The organism is Enterococcus sp. R12 (assembly GCF_058135755.1).
In genome coordinates this window covers 691,217-709,200 of the sequence record NZ_CM176874.1, presented here as the reverse complement: position 1 = coordinate 709,200, position 17,984 = coordinate 691,217, and the positions used below count along the sequence as shown (strand labels likewise).

Genomic DNA, 17,984 nt, shown 5'->3' with positions numbered 1-17,984 from the left:
TAGTCTAGACCAGATGACGATTTTTTCTCGCCAATAAAAAAAGACGAGCTCTAAAATGCGCTCGTCTCTACTCGTATTCTACTTGTTTACCAATTTGTATAAACATCAATACCGCTATGACCGACACCTGTGTCATAGACTTTATAGGCACCTAAAGATGATTGACCAGTCGATCCTTTCGGTTGATTATCACTAGCAACAACGATGTACCCATCGGCATCACGGATGGTTCCGTCTGATGCTACATGGCGACCAGGGATATTCAATCCGCCTCCTGGCAAGACTTTTTGTGAGTAGTACGATTCTCTCACACCATTGAAGTAATTGATCCCATCCACTGGATTCAAGACACCAGAACCAGCACCAGGAACGCTTGAACGGGTTTGACTCACGTTAGCAGTCGCTGTGGATTCACTTTTTTCTGTGCTTTCTTTCGTACTTGTTTCTTTGTTTTCTACTGATTGGCCATCGTTAGAAACCAACAATGTTTCGCCATCAAAAATCATATTTGGATTTTCGATCGAATCATTTAAAGCTAAAAGGTCTTCGACCGTTGTTTGATAAGTAGCAGCGATCCCAGATAGAGTGTCTCCTGGTTTGACAACATGGGTTTGTTCTGCTGCTGAAACAACTGTTCCGCCAATGAATAAACCAAATCCTGCAACAACTGTAAATGCAAATTTTTTCAAATGAAAAAACCTCTCTTTTGATTATTTGTCCCGCTATCGGGCACAAGTAAGAGAATAACATTACAATATTGCAGGAAGGTTTCAGAAATATTTTTCATTATCACAATTGTTAAACAGAAAGTTACAGGATTTTTATTCAAAAATGCTAAACTTACAATATTGTTATCCCTTTCGATGAGTGCTTTTAGTGGCCACATGCTATAGTGATGCTAGTAATGGAAAGGAATGACACCCATGAAAAAACTACTAGTAACGCTTGGCGTTTTGATTATTGTCGTAGCCGGCTATTTCGGCTACACGTACTATGCAACAACGTATCGCGGCATCACGGCTTATGCTATCACGCCCAACAAAGTCCCTGAAAAGACACAAACCTACAGCGATTCTGGTGAAAAAATAGATGGCTCTTTTACCTACAAATACACCTTTGAATTCGTAAAGAAAAATGGTGAAAAAGAACTCATGACCTATGACCTGACGGGCGAAAATGTAAAACCATTGGCTCCAAATACTTTAGTCAAAGCAGAAATCAGTAAGACCCGCATCATTTCTGGTCCCAATGAAGTCCCTCAATCAGAAGTCCCCGCAAAAATACTATCTGAGCTGGAAACCTTTGACGAATAAGGACTTCTTACAAGAAACTTTCTACTTTTTAAGGTTCATTTTACTTTGACCGACTATGCTAGTTTTATACCAAAACTATTTTTCTTCCTCTTACCAGTCCTCGCCCGACTGGTATTTTTTGATTTTTCCCAATGGTCAAGAGTTACACTTCTTATAGACAGAACCGCTCTAGCTTCGCAATGGTTTTTCCCAAACTTTGATCAAGTAGCTATTGACGATCGGAAATAAATAAAACCAGAGTCAATAGGATAAACGCTGGTTTCATCATAAAAAAACCGCTAGATTGTTTATCTCTAGCGGCTTTTTTTGCGATTTTAATAGAGTTCCAAGTATTGTTCTCTTTCCCACTCGGAGACTGTTTGGCGGAAGGCTGCCCATTCTAATCGTTTTGCTTCGACAAAGTTGGCATAGATGTGTTTGCCTAAGGCATCGATCATCACTTGGTCTTTACGCAATGCTTTGATGGCATTGTGGATCGTTGATGGCAGATCTTCGATTTGTGCTTCTGCCCGTTCTGTTTCGTTCATGATGTAGATGTTGCGGTCAACAGCTGGTGGTGGTGTCAACTCACGTCTAACGCCATCAAGTCCTGCTTGTAATAAAACAGCCATTGCTAAGTATGGGTTAGCGGATGGGTCAACCGAACGCAATTCCAAACGTGTTGACAAGCCTCTTGATTCTGGTACCCGAATCAATGGTGAACGGTTGCGTCCTGACCATGCCACGTATACAGGCGCTTCGTAACCTGGCACTAAGCGTTTGTAAGAGTTGACGGTTGGGTTGCAGACAGCCGTGTAAGCACGGGCGTGTTCGATCAAACCGCCTAAGAAGTGATACGCTGTTTGGCTTAATTGCATTGGTCCTTCTTCATCAAAGAAGACATTTTCATCACCTTTGAACAAGGACATGTTGCAGTGCATGCCTGAACCGTTGATACCGAATAATGGTTTTGGCATGAAGGTCGCATGCAAGCCATGTTTACGAGCAATGGTTTTCACGACAAGCTTGAAGGTTTGGATGTTGTCACATGCTTCCACTGCATCCGCATATTTAAAGTCGATCTCGTGTTGCCCTGGTGCCACCTCATGGTGAGACGCTTCAACTTCAAAGCCAAGGCTTTCTAATTCTAATACGATATCGCGACGGCAGTTTTCCCCTAGATCGGTTGGGGCAAAATCGAAGTAGCCGCCTTTGTCGTTTAATTCCGTTGTGATTTCGCCTGCTTCATCTAATTTGAATAGGAAAAATTCGGGTTCTGGTCCAAGATTGAAAGAAGTAAAACCAAGGGATTGCATGTCAGCTAATGCCCGTTTTAAGTTGCCACGAGGGTCGCCTGCAAATGGGGTGCCATCTGGATTGTAGATATCACAGATCAAACGAGCCACTTTGCCATGTTCACTTTCCCAAGGGAAGATCATCCAGGTGGACAAATCAGGATACAGATACATGTCACTTTCTTCAATACGGACAAACCCTTCAATAGAAGAACCGTCAAACATCATTTTGTTTTCCAGTACTTTATCTAATTGACTTACAGGTACTTCAACGTTCTTGTTCGTTCCTAAAATATCAGTAAACATCAAGCGTAAAAAGCGCACGTTCTCATCCTTTACGATTTGTTTGATGTCTTCGGCAGTTCTTTCAAATTTTGGCATAGTATCCCTTCCTTTTTCCCAATTCTTTTTTTATATCACAGCAACGATCTACTAATGCTCTACATTCGTGGACCTTTTTGCTGGTATGGCTGTTGTTGATTCAATCCACCTTGAGCCAAGAGTTCATCATAAAAAATTCGTCGTACATCTTCATCGGTCAGCGGCGGTTTGTTCTTCGCTTCTTTTTCTTTGGCAACTTTCATTTCATAAACTCGTTTGATTCCCGCCATGTTCAGTCCATCGGAAAGATAGTCTTTGATCTCTAGCAAGGTATCAATATCATTCAGCGAATACATTCGTCGATTGCCATCGCTGCGTTCCGGGTGGATCAATTCTTGTTCTTCGTAATAACGAATTTGACGGGCGGTGAGATCGGTCAATTTCATGACTGTTCCGATAGGAAAGACTGACATTGAGCGCCGCAATTCTTTTTCCCGCATAACTTGGCTCCCCTCCGTTTCAATGATGCTGCGTAACTTTATGGAAACTATACCAATTCTTTTTTTGTGTGTCAACCCCTGATGTTAGAAAAAGTGACATGAATGCAAATTTTTTTGATTTTTCCATTGGGCCCTTGATTTGATCGCATGTTCAAGCAGTCCTTTTTCTGGAAGAAATGGTGCCTTAGCCAAAAATGTTCGGGTTTTGCACTTGAAGAAAGTCAAACCACTTATACTCCCATAATTTTGTCACCACAAAAAAACGGTGCATCGGTTGCACCGTTTCTGTTTATTCCTGTTCTTGCGCCATTCTGCGTAGTGGATAGGTATCCTCCAGCGCAAATCCTTTGATATGATAGGTCTGTGTTGCTTCATCGAAGGCATTACTCAACACTAGCGACTCCCGTTTTAAACGATTCAGCGCATTGCCTTCATCGGCTTGCAACACCAGATGATAAGGCTGCATGATCTGCATCAATTCCATTTTGATCGCCTGAGTCAAGCGCTCTTTGCCTTTGGTACTCTTTGCTGAGATCAAGACATTGGGAAATAGTGTTGGGACAAACTGATCGGCGTCGATGCGATCCGCCTTATTGTAGACCGTCAACATCGGTAATTGGGTCAAAGAAAGTTCCTCCATTAATTTTAAGACCGTCTCCTCTTGCTGGACCCGTTCTTCGGAACTGGCATCGACGACATGCAGCAAGAAGTCCATGTTTTGACTTTCCTCCAGTGTGGAATGAAACGCATCAATCAATTGGGTCGGCAATTCTTGGATAAAACCAACCGTATCGGTAATGGTGACTTCGAATCCTTCTGGCATCCGCCAGCGTTTCGTCAAAGGGTCAAGTGTCGCAAACAACTGGTCTTGTTCATACGTATCCGCACTGGTCAAAATGTTTAAAATAGTTGATTTTCCAGCATTGGTATAACCAATCAAGCCCATTTGAAAGACTTGGCTGTCTTTGCGCTTTTGGCGTGTCCGGTCTCGATGGGCTGCCACTTCCTTCAATTCCCGTTTGATGATGGTGATGCGGTTGCGGATGTGTCGACGATCGGTCTCCAGCTTGGTTTCCCCTGGTCCTCTCGTTCCGATTCCGCCCCCTAGCCGAGACATGTTCTTTCCTTGCCCTATCAAGCGTGGAAGCAAATAATCCAGCTGCGCCAATTCTACTTGCAGCTTTCCTTCTTTGGAACGGGCACGCATCGCAAAAATATCAAGGATCAGCTGAACGCGATCAATCACTGGCACTTCTAGCGCATCACCGATCAACTGGCTTTGCCTTGGTGTCAGTTCATGATTGAAGATCACTAGATCTGCTTCATGTGCTTCTGCCAACTGCTGCAATTCCGCAACTTTCCCCTTGCCGATCACGGTTTGTCGATCGACTTGCTGCCGTTTTTGCACCAGTGAAAAAACAACTTCACCATTGGCGGTTTTTGTTAAGCTTTTCAATTCTTTCATTGACGAATCAAAATGAAGATAGTTTTTCTCCGTTTCTACTCCGACAAGAATCACACGTTCTTGGCTCATCTTTTCTCCTCCAACCATTGGTCGATTTCTGTTTCAAGGGTACGTTGTTCTTCAGGTTGCCTCACTAAATCAATCCATCGGGGCTGTGCTCGGTTATTGAACCACGTCAGCTGCCGCTTGGCGTAGCGGCGTGAGTTTTGCTTGATTTGCTCAATGGTCTCCTCCAATGTGGCCTGCCCTTGAAAATAGGGCAAAAATTCCTTGTAGCCGATCCCCTTAGCGGCTTGCGTTTCTGGATACTGCAAAACAGCTTTTGCTTCTTCGATCAAGCCTTGATCCATCATCAAGTCCACCCGCTGATTGATTCGCTGGTATAACACTTCTCGCTCAGTGGTTAACCCGATCATGAAGAAATCGTACAAAGCTTGTGGTGTCTCTTTTGGTGCAGCGATACTTTCGCCAGTCGTTTCAAAAACCTCCAACGCACGAATCACTTTCCGCTCATTGTTGTAGTGGATCTTCGCTGCTGCCAAGGGATCGACCGCCTGCAGCTTTTGCCATAAAGCTTCTTTGCCGATGACTACTGCTTCTTGTTCGTAACGCTGACGAATCGTTGGGTCGCCTTCTTCTGCCCCTAAACGAAAGTCATACAAAAGCGCTTGGATGTATAACCCTGTTCCCCCTACAACGATCGGCAGCTTTCCTTGCTGCTGGATCGTCTCGATGGCTTCACGCCCCATTTGCTGGAAATCAGCGGCAGAGTATGCTTCCGTCATCCCACGAATATCGATCAAATGATGAGGAATCCCTGCCATTTCTTCCTTCGTCACTTTGGCGGTACCGATATCTAACTGACGGTAAATTTGCATGGAATCCCCGCTGATGATCTCCCCATGGTATTTTTGGGCTAACTGGATACTCAAGGCGGTTTTGCCGACTGCGGTCGGTCCCACGATTACTAAGACTTTTTTCATCCTTTTGTTTCCTCGCGGACCTGTTGCACAATTGCCCGAGCTTTTTCTGGAAAATCGGTGATGATCCCCGTCAACCCCAGAGCCAAGCAGGTGCGAATCGCCGCTTCTTCGTTGACAGTCCACGGACGGATCGCGATCGGAAAATCAGTTAAGACCGTTGCTGTCTCTTGGACCCAGCGATAGGCAGGATGAATTCCTTCGATATACGGTCGGCTGAGCGCCAACGGTGGTTTGTCTTCCCCGCGTCCCATAATAAAATCAAGGGTCGCATCCGGTTCGATCGCATGGATCCGATCCAAGGTCTCGATATTGAAGGAACAATACCAATGAGTAAAGGGCCATTCTTGACTATTAATTAAGTCGGATACTTTGGCTTCGATTCCTTCATACTCATAATGATCGGTTTTTAATTCGATCGTCAAAATGCCACGATAATTCTTCGCTGCAAGTAAATCCAACACTTCTTTTAGTGTGGGGACTTTGGCGGCTTGGAATTCCTCAGAAAACCAGCTGCCAGCATTGAGTTCTTTTAGTTCAGCAACCGTCAGGTCACAGATCCGACCTTTGCCGTTGGTCGTTCGATCAACCGTTTCATCATGCATGACGATCAAGCCGCCATCTTTTGATAGATGTACATCTAACTCAATGATATCAGCTTTGACCCGCACCGCTTCCGCAAATGCTGGTAGCGTGTTTTCAGGTCGGTTGCCGCTACTCCCGCGGTGGGCAACGATTTGTACCATCATTCTTTCACTCCATTCTCACTCTTTATTTTACCATGGAATCTCCTAGAACCAAAAAGCCTCTGTTTGTTTCGATCCTCTTAATGCATAATAACGCTTTGTTTCGGTCAAAGAAAAACACCCTTACTATGATCGCAGTAAGAGTGTGTGTGATCAGTTAAAAAAGCGCAACCGTCGATACTCTGGTTTGGTTGCCTTAACCAAGGAAAACGGCTGACCAGTAGAATCAAATCGTTTTTGAAAAATAGGTCAACGGTTCGCTCGTCATGTTTTTCATTTGGGTTTTACGCTCATTGACCATTTCGACTAATTGATCAAGGAAATTTTCCATAATGATCCGACCGCCTTTATAGGTATACCCACCGATTTTAACAGTTTCCTCTGGGGATAAAATCACCCGACGTGTTCCGATTTTTTTGAAAAATTCTTCCAAGAAAAAATTCGGTAGATAAAAACTGTTTTGCGCCGCAAAAGATTGTAGATAGGCAAAATCATCGATGGTGATATAACAGTCGTCAAAGGCATCAAAGCTGACATACTCATCCATCAGCATGACCCGTTTTTGTAGAATCTCACTGATTTTTTGATTCAATAAAACCAACGTTTCGATTTCTTTGACTTTATGCTCCAACAAACGGCGTTGTTTTTCTTTTTGCTCCTCATACCGAATGCGTAAATTAAAAATGATGGTTACTAACAATGCGCCCACTAAGACGCCGATCAAACCTGCTATTGCTACTGCCATTCTTCGATCCTTCCTCATTCCTTTTTTCATATTGTATCATATTTGAAAGTTTCGCAAAAAAGATAACGAACTTTTTATTTGACCTTTCTTGACCTAATCGGTATACTATCTCTTAGATATTGCGAAAACTTTATGCTAAACTATATCTATAACGATTTTTAGGAGGACTATCACTATGAATTTAATTCCTACAGTCATTGAACAATCATCTCGCGGTGAAAGAGCGTATGACATCTATTCTCGTCTATTAAAAGACCGGATCATTATGTTGAGTGGTCAAGTAACCGATGACTTAGCAAACTCGATCATTGCTCAGCTTTTATTCTTGGACGCGCAAGATTCTGAAAAAGACATCTACTTGTACATCAACTCGCCTGGCGGAAGCGTTACTGCTGGTCTAGCGATCTTTGATACCATGAACTTTATCAAAGCCGATGTTCAAACCATCGTTATGGGGATGGCTGCTTCTATGGGTTCATTCTTATTGACCGCTGGTGAAAAAGGCAAACGCTTTGCATTACCAAATGCAGAAATCATGATCCACCAACCATTAGGTGGCGCACAAGGACAAGCAACTGAGATCGAAATTGCTGCCCGCCACATTTTGGCAACCCGCGAACGTCTGAACAAAATCTTGTCAGAACGTACTGGTCAACCAATCGAAGTGATTGAACGCGACACCGATCGTGACAACTTCATGACCGCACAAGAAGCCAAAGATTACGGCTTGATCGACGAGATCATGGAATCAAACAAATTGAAATAAGCTTGCATAAAAAAAGGTGTACGAAGCAATTCGTACACCTTTTTGCGTCTTTTGGTTCGGCGTCAGACTTCACCATATTCGCCCTGTTGGTAAGCATACCCATTTTCCACGTAATGCGTGATGTTTGCCTGATTTTTGGCGATTTCTTCTTCTGTCAACGGACGGATCACTCGTGCAGGACGACCAAACGCCAACACATTGGGCGGAATGACGGTTCCTTCCGTTACTAACGAACCAGCACCTAACAAGCTATTTTCACCGATCACTGCATGATTCAAAACAATCGAGCTCATGCCGATCAGCGCCCCTTTTTTGATGGTACAGCCATGAAGCATACACTGATGCCCAACAGTCACATCGTCTTCCACGATCGTCGGGGCATCGTGATCAACGTGAATGATCGTTCCATCTTGAATATTGGTACGCGCGCCGATTTCGATGCGATTGGCATCGCCTCGAATCACTGCTTGAAACCAGACCGTACTCTCTTTTCCTAGAGTCACGTTTCCTACGATCGTCGCATTTTTTGCCACAAAACAAGGTGTTCCTTGCAACGAGGCTGGCGAAACTGTTTTGTGGGTTTCATTCCCTGATTGTTCTTTGTCCATCAACTTCTCCTTCCAATCCATAAACGGATCTGCGCTTTCTTTTTTCACTATAGCACCACCCTTGCGACAATGCAAAAAGAGCGCCAGTCAGACTGGACGCTCTTTTGGGCTTACTCGGCTTCTTCTGAAAATTGACTTTGGTACAGTTGGCTATAAAAGCCGCCAGCTGCCAACAAGGTTTCGTGATTGCCTTTTTCAATGATCGACCCTTGATCCATCACTAAGATCAGATCTGCTTCACGAATCGTTGACAAACGATGGGCGATCACAAAGCTGGTACGACCTTCCATCACTTTATCCATTGCTTTTTGAATCAGCGCTTCTAAGCGGGTATCCACCGAACTGGTGGCTTCATCGAGAATCAAAATCTTCGGATCAGAGATGACTGCCCGAGCGATGGTCAACAATTGTTTTTGCCCCAAGGAGACATTGTCCCCTTCAGAATTGATGATCATTTCGTAGCCGTCTGGCATCGTGCGAATGAAGTGATCGACGTTGGCGGTTTTCGCTGCATCAACGACTTCATAATCGGTGGCATCTAATTTCCCAAAGCGAATGTTGTCGCCGATCGTGCCTTCGTACAACCATGCATCTTGTAAGACCATCCCAAATAGTGACCGAACATCGTGACGTTCCATTTTCTTCGTGTCGATGCCGTCGATCTTGATGGCCCCTTCATTGACATCATAAAAACGCATCAACAAATTGATCAAGGTGGTTTTCCCAGCACCTGTTGGTCCCACGATCGCCACGGTTTGTCCAGCTTTGACTTCAAAGTTCAAGTCTTTGATCAACGGTTTTTTCGGATCATAGGCAAAGCCGACATGTTCAAAGGTCACGTCGCCTCTGATTTGTTCTGGCAATTGGATATCGGTTTGATTGACTGGCTCTTCTTCCTCATCTAGGATTTCAAAGACCCGCTTTGCTGCTGCTGAGGCACTTTGCAAGACGGAAGACAGCTGGGTAATATTCCCCATTGGCTGACTGACTTGCCAAATGTATTGAATGAATGCTTGCAGCTGACCAACAACGATCACGCCGCTGATCACGTAAAAGCTCCCCATGACTGCCATTGCGATATAGGTAAAGTAAGCGGTCATTTGCACCAACGGCATCATCAATCCTGAAACAAAGGCAGAACGAAAGCCGTAATAGCGCAACTGGTGGTTAACGTTTTTAAACCCTTCAAGTGTTTGCTTTTCCCGTCCATACACTTTCAACACACTGAATCCAGTCATGTTTTCTTGTACGTAGCCGTTCAGATCCCCTAACGCATTTTGCATGCCTTGGAAGTCTTTTTGCGACTTTTTGACGATCGTGCGAGAAATCAATAAGGAGGCTGGGATCATGATCAATGAAACCAATGCCATGTAGGTATTGATGTAAAACATCATGGAAACCGCCATAACGATTCCTAAGAAGGCATTGACGATCCCGATCAAGGCTTGCTGCATCGCACCGCTGACGGCATCCACGTCATTGGTCACCCGTGACAAGATATTCCCTTGTTGGTTGCGGTCGAAGTAAGAAACGGGCAAACGATTGATTTTTTCTTCAATATCTTGCCGCAAATCTCGCATCGCAGATTGGACAACGTTGGTGATCAGCAGCCCTGACATCAATTGTGAGAAACAGTAACCGACACCAACGACTGCGATCCAGATCAAGCAAAGGATCACGTAATCAAAATTAACGCCTTCGCCAGCGGCGATGTTGCGGCTGATCTCTGTCGTCGGTAATCCAGAAACATACGGCATGGCCGCATTGAAGCCGACGGTTGCAACAGTAAACAGCAAGACTAGGATAAATTGTACTTTGTACGGTTTGATGTAAGCACCTAACCGTTTTAAAGAAGAGATTGCTTTCATTGTGCCAACTCCTCCTCTGATAATTGTGACGCCGCAATGTCGTAGTATACTGGACAAGTTTGCAGCAGTTCTTTGTGGGTGCCGATGCCAACCACATCGCCTTCGTTCAAGACGACGATCTTATCGGCATTCATGATCGTTCCTACTCGTTGAGCAACGATCAAAACGGTCGATTCTGTGGTTTCTTTTTTCAAGCGTGCCCGCAATTTTGCATCCGTTTGGTAATCCAATGCAGAAAAACTATCATCAAAAATATAGATCTCTGGTTGGCGGATCACCGCACGGGCAATCGCTAGGCGTTGCTTTTGTCCGCCAGAGAAGTTGGTTCCGCCTTCTGCCAAGTGAGCATCAAAGCCATCTGGTGTGCGAGAAATGAAATCTGCCGCTTGCGCAATCTCGGCTGCTCGTTCCAGCTCTGCTTGCGTGGCATCTTCTTTCCCATAGCGTAGGTTTTCTGCGATCGTCCCTGTAAATAGCAACGCTTTTTGAGGGATAAACCCGATCTTGTTGCGCAACGTCGTTAAGCTGTAATCCCGAACGTCAACACCATCCACCAAAACTTGGCCTTCACTGACGTCGTAAAAACGTGGGATCAATTGGATCAAGGTTGATTTTCCACTCCCGGTACTACCGATAAACGCCACGGTTTCCCCTGGTGAAGCGGTAAAGCTAACATTACGGATCACTGGACTTTGAGCATGTCCTGGATAAGCAAAGGTAACATTTTTGAATTCCAAGAAGCCTTTCGTCTTAGTTTCTGTCACTGGCTGTTCTGGCTCTTTGATTTCAGAAGTCGCATCTAACGCTTCTTGGATTCGACGAGCAGAAACCGCCGCTCGTGGATACATCGTAAAGACAGTCGCAAACAGCATGAAAGAAAACAGCGCATGGAAGATGTATTCGATAAATGCAATCAAGTCACCGACCTGCAGTTGCCCTTGATCGATTTGAATACTTCCCGTCCAAATAATCAAAATCATCACGATATTGAATAAGAAGAAAAAGCCCGGTTGTGCCGTTGCCATCAAGCGAAACAAGCTGCGAGAACTAGAAGCATAGGCTTGGTTAACTTTGCCAAAGCGTTTTTCTTCAAATTTTTCATTGACGAAGGCACGGATCACTCGTAAACCAGAGAGATTTTCCCGCAAGATGCCATTGATTTTATCTAGATTGGCTTGTTGTTTAGTGGATAAGGGTTCCGAGATTTTGGCAATGGCGATGACGGCCATCAGCAATATCGGCAATGCCCCCAAAACATACAACCCTAGTTGTGTACTTGTCCGCATGACCATGTACAAGCTGACCACAAACATCATGGGTGTCATCAAACCTGTCCGTAAGATGCTTTGCATAAACAGCATGATTTGATACGCATCATTGGTCACACGGGTGATCAATGATGAAACCCCGATTTTTTCATATTCGGTATGTGAATAGCCTTGGACTTTTTCAAAAAGATCGTCACGAATATCTGCCACAATGTTAGTGGTGATACGTGACGTGAAATAGCCTAACAAAATGTTCATCGTGATCCCCACAATGGTGATCGCGATCATCGCCGCACCCATTTTCCATATGTAGTCGCGATCACCAGCGGCGATCCCTTTGTCGATCATTCTTGCCAATAACGTCGGCAAACCTAATTCAATCAAAATAAAACCAAAAACACAGATGAAATTAAAAACCAGCAGTTTCTTGTTTCTCATCGTGTAGTGCCACATTAATTTCAAAAAATCCCCTCCTTTTTTACTTCATTACTTCTACTATAGCATAGGAATATTCTTATTGTAATGCACTTTCAACGAAAAAAAGCAAACTTCAGCGATAGTCCTTTCATTTTCTTTCAGTAAGCCTTTTCAAAATGACGTGTTTCTATACTTATTCGTTTTTCTGTGATAAACTAGGGATACTTGTAGTGGAACGACTTACAAACCCGGTGAATTTTTTATGACGACATTTGGAAAGCAAAGACGAGGCTTTCTCTTTTTTCTCACAACGATTGTCTGAAAAAAGCATGCAGCGGCTCTCGAAGCCTTCTTTTCAGGTCACTTTATTCGGACCTCGATTTTGTGATGCAGCGAATTCATCAACCAAATAGACTACTGCGAAAAGCAGATAAAGGAGAAAAGATATGATTTACAAAATTTATTACCAAGAAACAAAAGACCGCAACCCAAAGAGAGAACAAACCCACTCTTTGTACATTGAAGCAGACGATGCAGTGATCGCACGCCGTCTGGTTGAACAAAATACCCCATACAACATCGAGTTCGTTCAAGAACTAGATGAAAAACATTTAGCTTACGAAAAAGAAAACGCTGATTTCAAATTAGCGGAGTTTTAAGATGAAAGTTTCGCTGAAAAATAATGAGACTGGCGTATTCGGCGTCGGTGGACTTGGCGAAATCGGAAAAAACTGTTATGGGGTTCAATTCCAAGATGAGATCATCTTAATTGACGCGGGAATCAAATTCCCCGAAGATGAACTGCTTGGGATCGACTATGTCATTTCCGATTATAGCTACATCGTTCAAAATTTACCGAAAGTCAAAGGCTTGATCGTCACTCATGGTCACGAAGACCATATTGGCGGAATCCCTTACTTGTTGCGGGAAGCCAATATCCCGATCTATGCGGGACCCTTGGCACTTGCTTTGATCACCAACAAATTAGATGAGCATGGCTTATTGCGGGATGCGGAATTACACGAAATCAATGAAGATACGGTGATTCGTTTCCGTAAAACATCCATCAGCTTCTTTAGAACGACCCACAGTATCCCTGATGCTTTAGGTGTCGTTGTCAAAACGCCTTCTGGCAATATCGTCGCAACTGGCGATTTCAAGTTTGACTTTACGCCTGTGGGCGAACCAGCAAACTTGCACAAAATGGCAAAAATTGGTGAAGAAGGCGTCCTTTGCCTCCTTTCCGATAGTACCAATGCAGAAATTCCGACCTTTACCAAATCAGAAAAAACGATTGGCAGCTCGATCCAAAAGATTTTTGAAAAAATCGATGGTCGGATCATTTTCGCCAGCTTTGCCTCCAACATTTTCCGTCTCCAACAAGCTGCAGATGCGGCGGTTGCGACTGGACGTAAAATCGCCGTTTTTGGACGCAGTATGGAAAATGCAATCGTCAACGGACAGCGCCTTGGCTATATCAAGGTCCCAGATGGAACCTTTGTGGAATCTCATGAGATCAATCGTTTGCCTGCAAACGAAACCATGATCCTTTGTACGGGTTCTCAAGGAGAGCCAATGGCTGCTTTAAGTCGGATTGCCAACGGGACTCACCGTCAAATCCAAATTCACCCAGATGATACCGTGATTTTCTCAAGCTCACCAATCCCAGGAAATACTACGAGTGTCAATCAGCTGATCAACTTGTTGTTGGAAGCTGGCGCAAACGTGATCCATGGCAAATTGAACAACATCCATACTTCTGGTCACGGTGGCCAAGAAGAACAAAAACTGATGTTGCGTCTAATGAAGCCAAAATTCTTTATGCCTGTCCACGGGGAATTTCGGATGCTGAACATCCACACCCAGTTGGCACAAGATGTCGGTGTACCAAAAGAAAATTGTTTCATTATGGAAAATGGTGACATGTTGGCCTTAACAGCGGATACCGCTCGCTTGGCTGGTCATTTCAATGCCAATGATGTTTATGTCGACGGCAGCGGTATCGGTGATATCGGAAATGTCGTCCTACGAGATCGTCGCATTCTTTCAGAGGAAGGCCTCGTCTTAGCTGTCGCGACAGTCGATGTAGCGAAGAAAGAAGTCCTTGCTGGACCAGATATCCTTTCTCGTGGGTTTGTTTATATGCGGGAATCTGGCGAGATGATCAATGAAGCACAGCAGATCCTCTTCCGTGCATTGCGGGAAGTCTTGAACCAACCAGACCCAACAGAACACAAATTAAGAGAAGCGATGTCTTCGGCGTTACAGCCATTCCTATTTGAAAAAACCGAGCGTCATCCAATGATCCTTTCGATGATCATGACGCCGGACGATTTATAGTCTCACATGCGAGGGTAGTTCTCAGGTTACTGAGAACTACCCTTTTTCCTTTCCGTTATAAAAAGCAAAAAAAAAGACCATCGATTAGATGGTCTTTTGGGGTTTTTGATTTCAAAGTGCTCTTACTGGCAGTTTGTTTGAAAGCTTACGCTTTGTTTACGTTAACTGCTTGAGGTCCACGATCAGAATCTTCCACGTCGAAAGTTACTGCTTGACCTTCTTCTAAAGTTTTGAATCCTTCACCTTGGATCGCTGAAAAGTGTACAAATACGTCTGTACCGTCTTCGCGAGAGATAAAACCAAACCCTTTTTCAGCATTGAACCATTTTACTGTACCTTGTTCCATTAAAAAAAACCTCCTCGTGCATAAGCACTTAATTGTGTGTAACATTGCCTTTGTGCGATAGAGGCCTAACGTGCGTTTCAACATCTATTCAGCAAACAAAATTACAATAATATTTTACACTTGCCCGTATTTTTTTGCAAGACAGACGATTAGACAATTCACCTTTATTTTTAATAATGTTCGCAAACTCGGCTTATTTTACAAGTCTTCTTGTTGCCACAGTCCCTCTTCTCGCAAACTGACATAGGCGTTGTCGCCAATGATCAAATGATCCAATATGTCGATCCCCATCAAGTCTCCGCACTTGATCAAGCGGCGTGTAAACAGCAGATCTGCCTCTGAGGCTTGGGGACTGCCGCTGGGATGGTTGTGGACGACGATCACTCGGGCGGCACTGTAGCGTACCGCCCAATGAAAAATCTCCCGTGGGTGAGCGATCGACTGATTCAACGATCCGATGAAGATCGTTTTTTTCTGAATGATCTCATTTTTCGTATTCAAATATAGCCCTAGTAAATGCTCTTGACGACAATCCTTCAACTCTTGGATCAACTGATGGGCGATCGCCATACTAGAGTTGACCTTACCGTACTTTGGTTGAGCGGAGCGCTGGATTCGCACACCTAATTCAACCATCGCTTTGATCTCGATGGCTTTGATTTGTCCGACGCCGCGAATTTCTTGTAATTCATCGATCGTCGCTTGCTTTAGTTCATACAATTCTTGAAAACGATTTAAGACACTGGCCGCTAATTCGAGGACATTCAGAGGACGTGAGCCAGTTCGCAGCAAAATGGCCAATAATTCTTGATTCGAAAGGGCATCCACTCCATATTCTACTAAACGCTCTCGGGGAAACGAACTTTGGGGAATCACAGTTTCATTGATCATAAAAAAACTCCTTTGCGTCGGTCTAATAAAAGATACGCAAAGGAGAGAGTATTTCATGAGTCAGGTGCGCAAAAAATCGCAGCTAGATCGAAAAGGCGGTTTCTAGAAAATCTGGGACATCCTCTAGTGATGGTAAGACTTTCAAGACTTTTTCTTCAATGATGGTCGTCGGCGCGATCAAATCGGGAATCATAATGACTGAGATCCCTGCCCCATGAGCAGCATGAATACCGTTAGCCGAATCTTCAAGGATCACCAATTCTTCTTTTGGTACCGCCAATAATGCGTGGGCTTTTTCAAAAATCTCAGGATCTGGTTTTGCCCGTGTGACATCATCAAAGCAGACGATCTCAGGAAATTCCGCCGTTAAGCCTGCTGCTTCCAGCAAGGTATCGATCACTTTGCGCTGGTTGCTAGACGCCAACACTCGGGGAATCTTTTTCTCATCAAGATAATGCAATAACTCGTGGATGCCCGGCTTCAATTCAGCCTCGCCCCGTTGGAACATTTCCAGCGTTTGCTGAAAAGCCGCTTGGATAAAGTCTTCGATCATTTGATGGCCAAAGGCTTCGTCGAACCGCTCATGGTAAGCTGCCCAGACTTCTTCATCCGAGACCCCCACATAAGCTAAATACAACTCTTTTGTATAGGGAATCCCCATTTGATCCGCCACGATTTGAGTAGCCTGGTAATAGAGCAGCTCCGTGTCAAAAATCAAGCCGTCCATATCGAAAATCACACCACGTAACTTAGCCATTTCTTCCTCCTATTGCCAACAACAATTCACGAACTTCTGAAACAAAATACAACGATCCTGTCACCAGCAGCAAATCTTCATTGGTCATTTTTTCTAATAATTCTGCCAAGCCAAACTGCCATAAAGAGACGGTTGAGATTCGTTTTTCATCGAGTTCCTGATAGCCGTCTGCTAAATGCAATGCTTTTGGGAAATCAAAGGTCGTTAAATAAATCTCGGCTTGCGGAATTGCCAGCAATTGCTGAAGCATCTCATTGACGTTTTTGGTTTCTAAGGCTGAGAACAGCACATGGATGCGATAGTCGCTGAACTCTTCTTTCATCGTATCCACCAAGCGAGCCATGGCATGCACGTTATGGGCGCCATCGATGATCACCAGTGGTTCACTGCTGATTCGTTCCATTCGGGCGGGCCAATAGGCCTTTCTTAGCCCATTACGAATTTCTTTAGCTGAAAATGGCAGCTGCCGCAGGTCGCAATACAGGCTATACAATTGAATCGCAACACCGGCATTTTCTGGTTGATGGCGACCTAACATCGGCGTTTTCAAGCCTTTGATTTTGCCATGCTCATTTTCAAAATCAAACAATTCGCCCCACTCTTCATCAGGGTGACGATAGGTCACACGGTACTCTTGCCCTGCATGATACGCAGGTGCCTGTGCTTCTGCAGCTTTCAAATCGATCACCGAAAGCGCACTTTCGACGATATTGCCAGTCACAAGGGGAATTTGTGGTTTAATGATCCCCGCCTTATGGGCAGCGATTTTTTCAATGGTATCGCCTAAGACATCCATATGATCCATGCCGATCGTCGTGATCGCTGTCAACATCGGGGAAATAACGTTGGTACTATCTAAAAGTCCCCCTAGGCCAACTTCCATTATCGCAACATCGACCTTTTTTTCTTCAAAATAGCCTAATGCCATGGCAGTAATGATCTCAAACTGAGTGATGCCCGTCAGGGTTTCATCACGATCGATTTCAGCAACCAGCGGCTGGATTTTTTCCACCCAAGCGACCAAATCCTCATCTGATATAAATTGTCCATTGATTTCGATCCGTTCATTGAACGCTTCAATGTGCGGGGAAGTAAAAGTCCCCACTTGCTGCCCAGCTTCTTCTAAAAGACTGCGCAAATAGCTGACGGTTGATCCTTTGCCATTCGTGCCGGCGATATGGATCATGGTTATGTTTTTTTCAGGATTGCCCATTCGTTTTAATAATGCTTCGACACGCATCAATCCGGGTCTTTGCCCAAATGCCAAACGCGAATGGATCCACGCTGTTGCTTCTTCGCTTGTCATCTCCTTCACCTCGCTCTTATTTTATCAAAAATCACACAGCTTTCCCAATTTCTTTCCTTTAAACGAGAAATTT

At 44.3% G+C, this 17,984-nt stretch carries 18 protein-coding genes; 4 read left to right on the top strand and 14 right to left on the bottom strand.

Annotation, left to right across the window (positions count from 1 at the left end; genetic code table 11):
- Positions 1-86: 86 nt before the first annotated feature.
- Positions 87-689 (bottom strand): LysM peptidoglycan-binding domain-containing protein, encoded by a 603-nt coding sequence (locus ACTW1R_RS03290; protein WP_489927403.1) that lies wholly within the window; start codon positions 687-689, stop codon positions 87-89.
- 234 nt (positions 690-923) lie between these two features.
- On the opposite strand from ACTW1R_RS03290, the gene ACTW1R_RS03285 reads away from it, so the two are divergent.
- Complete coding sequence (locus ACTW1R_RS03285; RefSeq protein WP_060792935.1) at positions 924-1,313, top strand: YxeA family protein; 390 nt, start codon at positions 924-926, stop codon at positions 1,311-1,313.
- A 314-nt stretch (positions 1,314-1,627) separates the two neighbouring features.
- Here the strand turns inward: ACTW1R_RS03285 and glnA are convergent, their stop codons facing one another.
- From glnA to ACTW1R_RS03255, 6 genes are all read right to left on the bottom strand, one after another.
- On the bottom strand, positions 1,628-2,968 hold the full coding sequence (gene glnA, locus ACTW1R_RS03280; protein ID WP_005225167.1) for a type I glutamate--ammonia ligase: 1,341 nt from the start codon (positions 2,966-2,968) through the stop codon (positions 1,628-1,630).
- Positions 2,969-3,027: 59 nt separating this feature from the next.
- On the bottom strand, positions 3,028-3,408 hold the full coding sequence (locus tag ACTW1R_RS03275; RefSeq protein ID WP_005225166.1) for a MerR family transcriptional regulator: 381 nt from the start codon (positions 3,406-3,408) through the stop codon (positions 3,028-3,030).
- A 289-nt stretch (positions 3,409-3,697) separates the two neighbouring features.
- Positions 3,698-4,942, bottom strand: coding sequence for a GTPase HflX (gene hflX / locus ACTW1R_RS03270; protein ID WP_005225165.1), 1,245 nt, complete (start codon positions 4,940-4,942; stop codon positions 3,698-3,700).
- Complete coding sequence (miaA, locus tag ACTW1R_RS03265) at positions 4,939-5,856, bottom strand: tRNA (adenosine(37)-N6)-dimethylallyltransferase MiaA (RefSeq protein ID WP_005225164.1); 918 nt, start codon at positions 5,854-5,856, stop codon at positions 4,939-4,941. Before miaA ends, hflX begins: the two co-directional genes overlap by 4 nt.
- Positions 5,853-6,602, bottom strand: coding sequence for a glycerophosphodiester phosphodiesterase (locus ACTW1R_RS03260; RefSeq protein WP_489927402.1), 750 nt, complete (start codon positions 6,600-6,602; stop codon positions 5,853-5,855). Before ACTW1R_RS03260 ends, miaA begins: the two co-directional genes overlap by 4 nt.
- A 223-nt stretch (positions 6,603-6,825) precedes the next feature.
- On the bottom strand, positions 6,826-7,344 hold the full coding sequence (locus tag ACTW1R_RS03255) for a hypothetical protein (RefSeq protein WP_005231097.1): 519 nt from the start codon (positions 7,342-7,344) through the stop codon (positions 6,826-6,828).
- Positions 7,345-7,519: 175 nt separating this feature from the next.
- Here ACTW1R_RS03255 and clpP point away from each other — a divergent pair, with 175 nt between their 5' ends.
- Positions 7,520-8,110 carry an ATP-dependent Clp endopeptidase proteolytic subunit ClpP gene (gene clpP / locus ACTW1R_RS03250; protein ID WP_005225161.1) on the top strand — a complete coding sequence of 197 codons (591 nt, stop codon included), beginning with the start codon at positions 7,520-7,522 and terminating at the stop codon, positions 8,108-8,110.
- A 62-nt stretch (positions 8,111-8,172) separates the two neighbouring features.
- Here clpP and ACTW1R_RS03245 read toward each other — a convergent pair whose 3' ends face one another.
- The 3 genes from ACTW1R_RS03245 to ACTW1R_RS03235 all read right to left on the bottom strand — a co-directional run bounded on the left by ACTW1R_RS03245 (position 8,173) and on the right by ACTW1R_RS03235 (position 12,316).
- Positions 8,173-8,766 carry a gamma carbonic anhydrase family protein gene (locus tag ACTW1R_RS03245; RefSeq protein WP_005231095.1) on the bottom strand — a complete coding sequence of 198 codons (594 nt, stop codon included), beginning with the start codon at positions 8,764-8,766 and terminating at the stop codon, positions 8,173-8,175.
- Positions 8,767-8,828: 62 nt separating this feature from the next.
- Positions 8,829-10,586 carry an ABC transporter ATP-binding protein gene (locus ACTW1R_RS03240; RefSeq protein ID WP_005225159.1) on the bottom strand — a complete coding sequence of 586 codons (1,758 nt, stop codon included), beginning with the start codon at positions 10,584-10,586 and terminating at the stop codon, positions 8,829-8,831.
- Complete coding sequence (locus ACTW1R_RS03235; protein ID WP_010747462.1) at positions 10,583-12,316, bottom strand: ABC transporter ATP-binding protein; 1,734 nt, start codon at positions 12,314-12,316, stop codon at positions 10,583-10,585. Before ACTW1R_RS03235 ends, ACTW1R_RS03240 begins: the two co-directional genes overlap by 4 nt.
- A gap of 401 nt (positions 12,317-12,717) precedes the next feature.
- On the opposite strand from ACTW1R_RS03235, the gene ACTW1R_RS03230 reads away from it, so the two are divergent.
- Positions 12,718-12,930, top strand: coding sequence for a DNA-directed RNA polymerase subunit epsilon (locus ACTW1R_RS03230; RefSeq protein ID WP_005225157.1), 213 nt, complete (start codon positions 12,718-12,720; stop codon positions 12,928-12,930).
- Between the two features lies 1 nt (position 12,931).
- Positions 12,932-14,611, top strand: a complete 1,680-nt coding sequence (gene rnjA, locus ACTW1R_RS03225; protein WP_005225156.1) for a ribonuclease J1 — start codon at positions 12,932-12,934, stop codon at positions 14,609-14,611.
- 145 nt (positions 14,612-14,756) lie between these two features.
- Here rnjA and ACTW1R_RS03220 read toward each other — a convergent pair whose 3' ends face one another.
- From ACTW1R_RS03220 to ACTW1R_RS03205, 4 genes are all read right to left on the bottom strand, one after another.
- Positions 14,757-14,957 (bottom strand): cold-shock protein, encoded by a 201-nt coding sequence (locus ACTW1R_RS03220; protein ID WP_005225155.1) that lies wholly within the window; start codon positions 14,955-14,957, stop codon positions 14,757-14,759.
- A gap of 198 nt (positions 14,958-15,155) precedes the next feature.
- Positions 15,156-15,848, bottom strand: a complete 693-nt coding sequence (radC, locus tag ACTW1R_RS03215; RefSeq protein ID WP_016610434.1) for a RadC family protein — start codon at positions 15,846-15,848, stop codon at positions 15,156-15,158.
- 82 nt (positions 15,849-15,930) lie between these two features.
- A complete protein-coding gene (locus ACTW1R_RS03210; protein ID WP_005225153.1) occupies positions 15,931-16,605 on the bottom strand; it encodes an HAD family hydrolase in 675 nt (224 codons plus the stop codon).
- A complete protein-coding gene (locus ACTW1R_RS03205; RefSeq protein WP_086339175.1) occupies positions 16,598-17,911 on the bottom strand; it encodes a bifunctional folylpolyglutamate synthase/dihydrofolate synthase in 1,314 nt (437 codons plus the stop codon). The genes ACTW1R_RS03210 and ACTW1R_RS03205 overlap by 8 nt, the downstream gene beginning before the upstream one ends.
- Positions 17,912-17,984 lie beyond the last annotated feature (73 nt).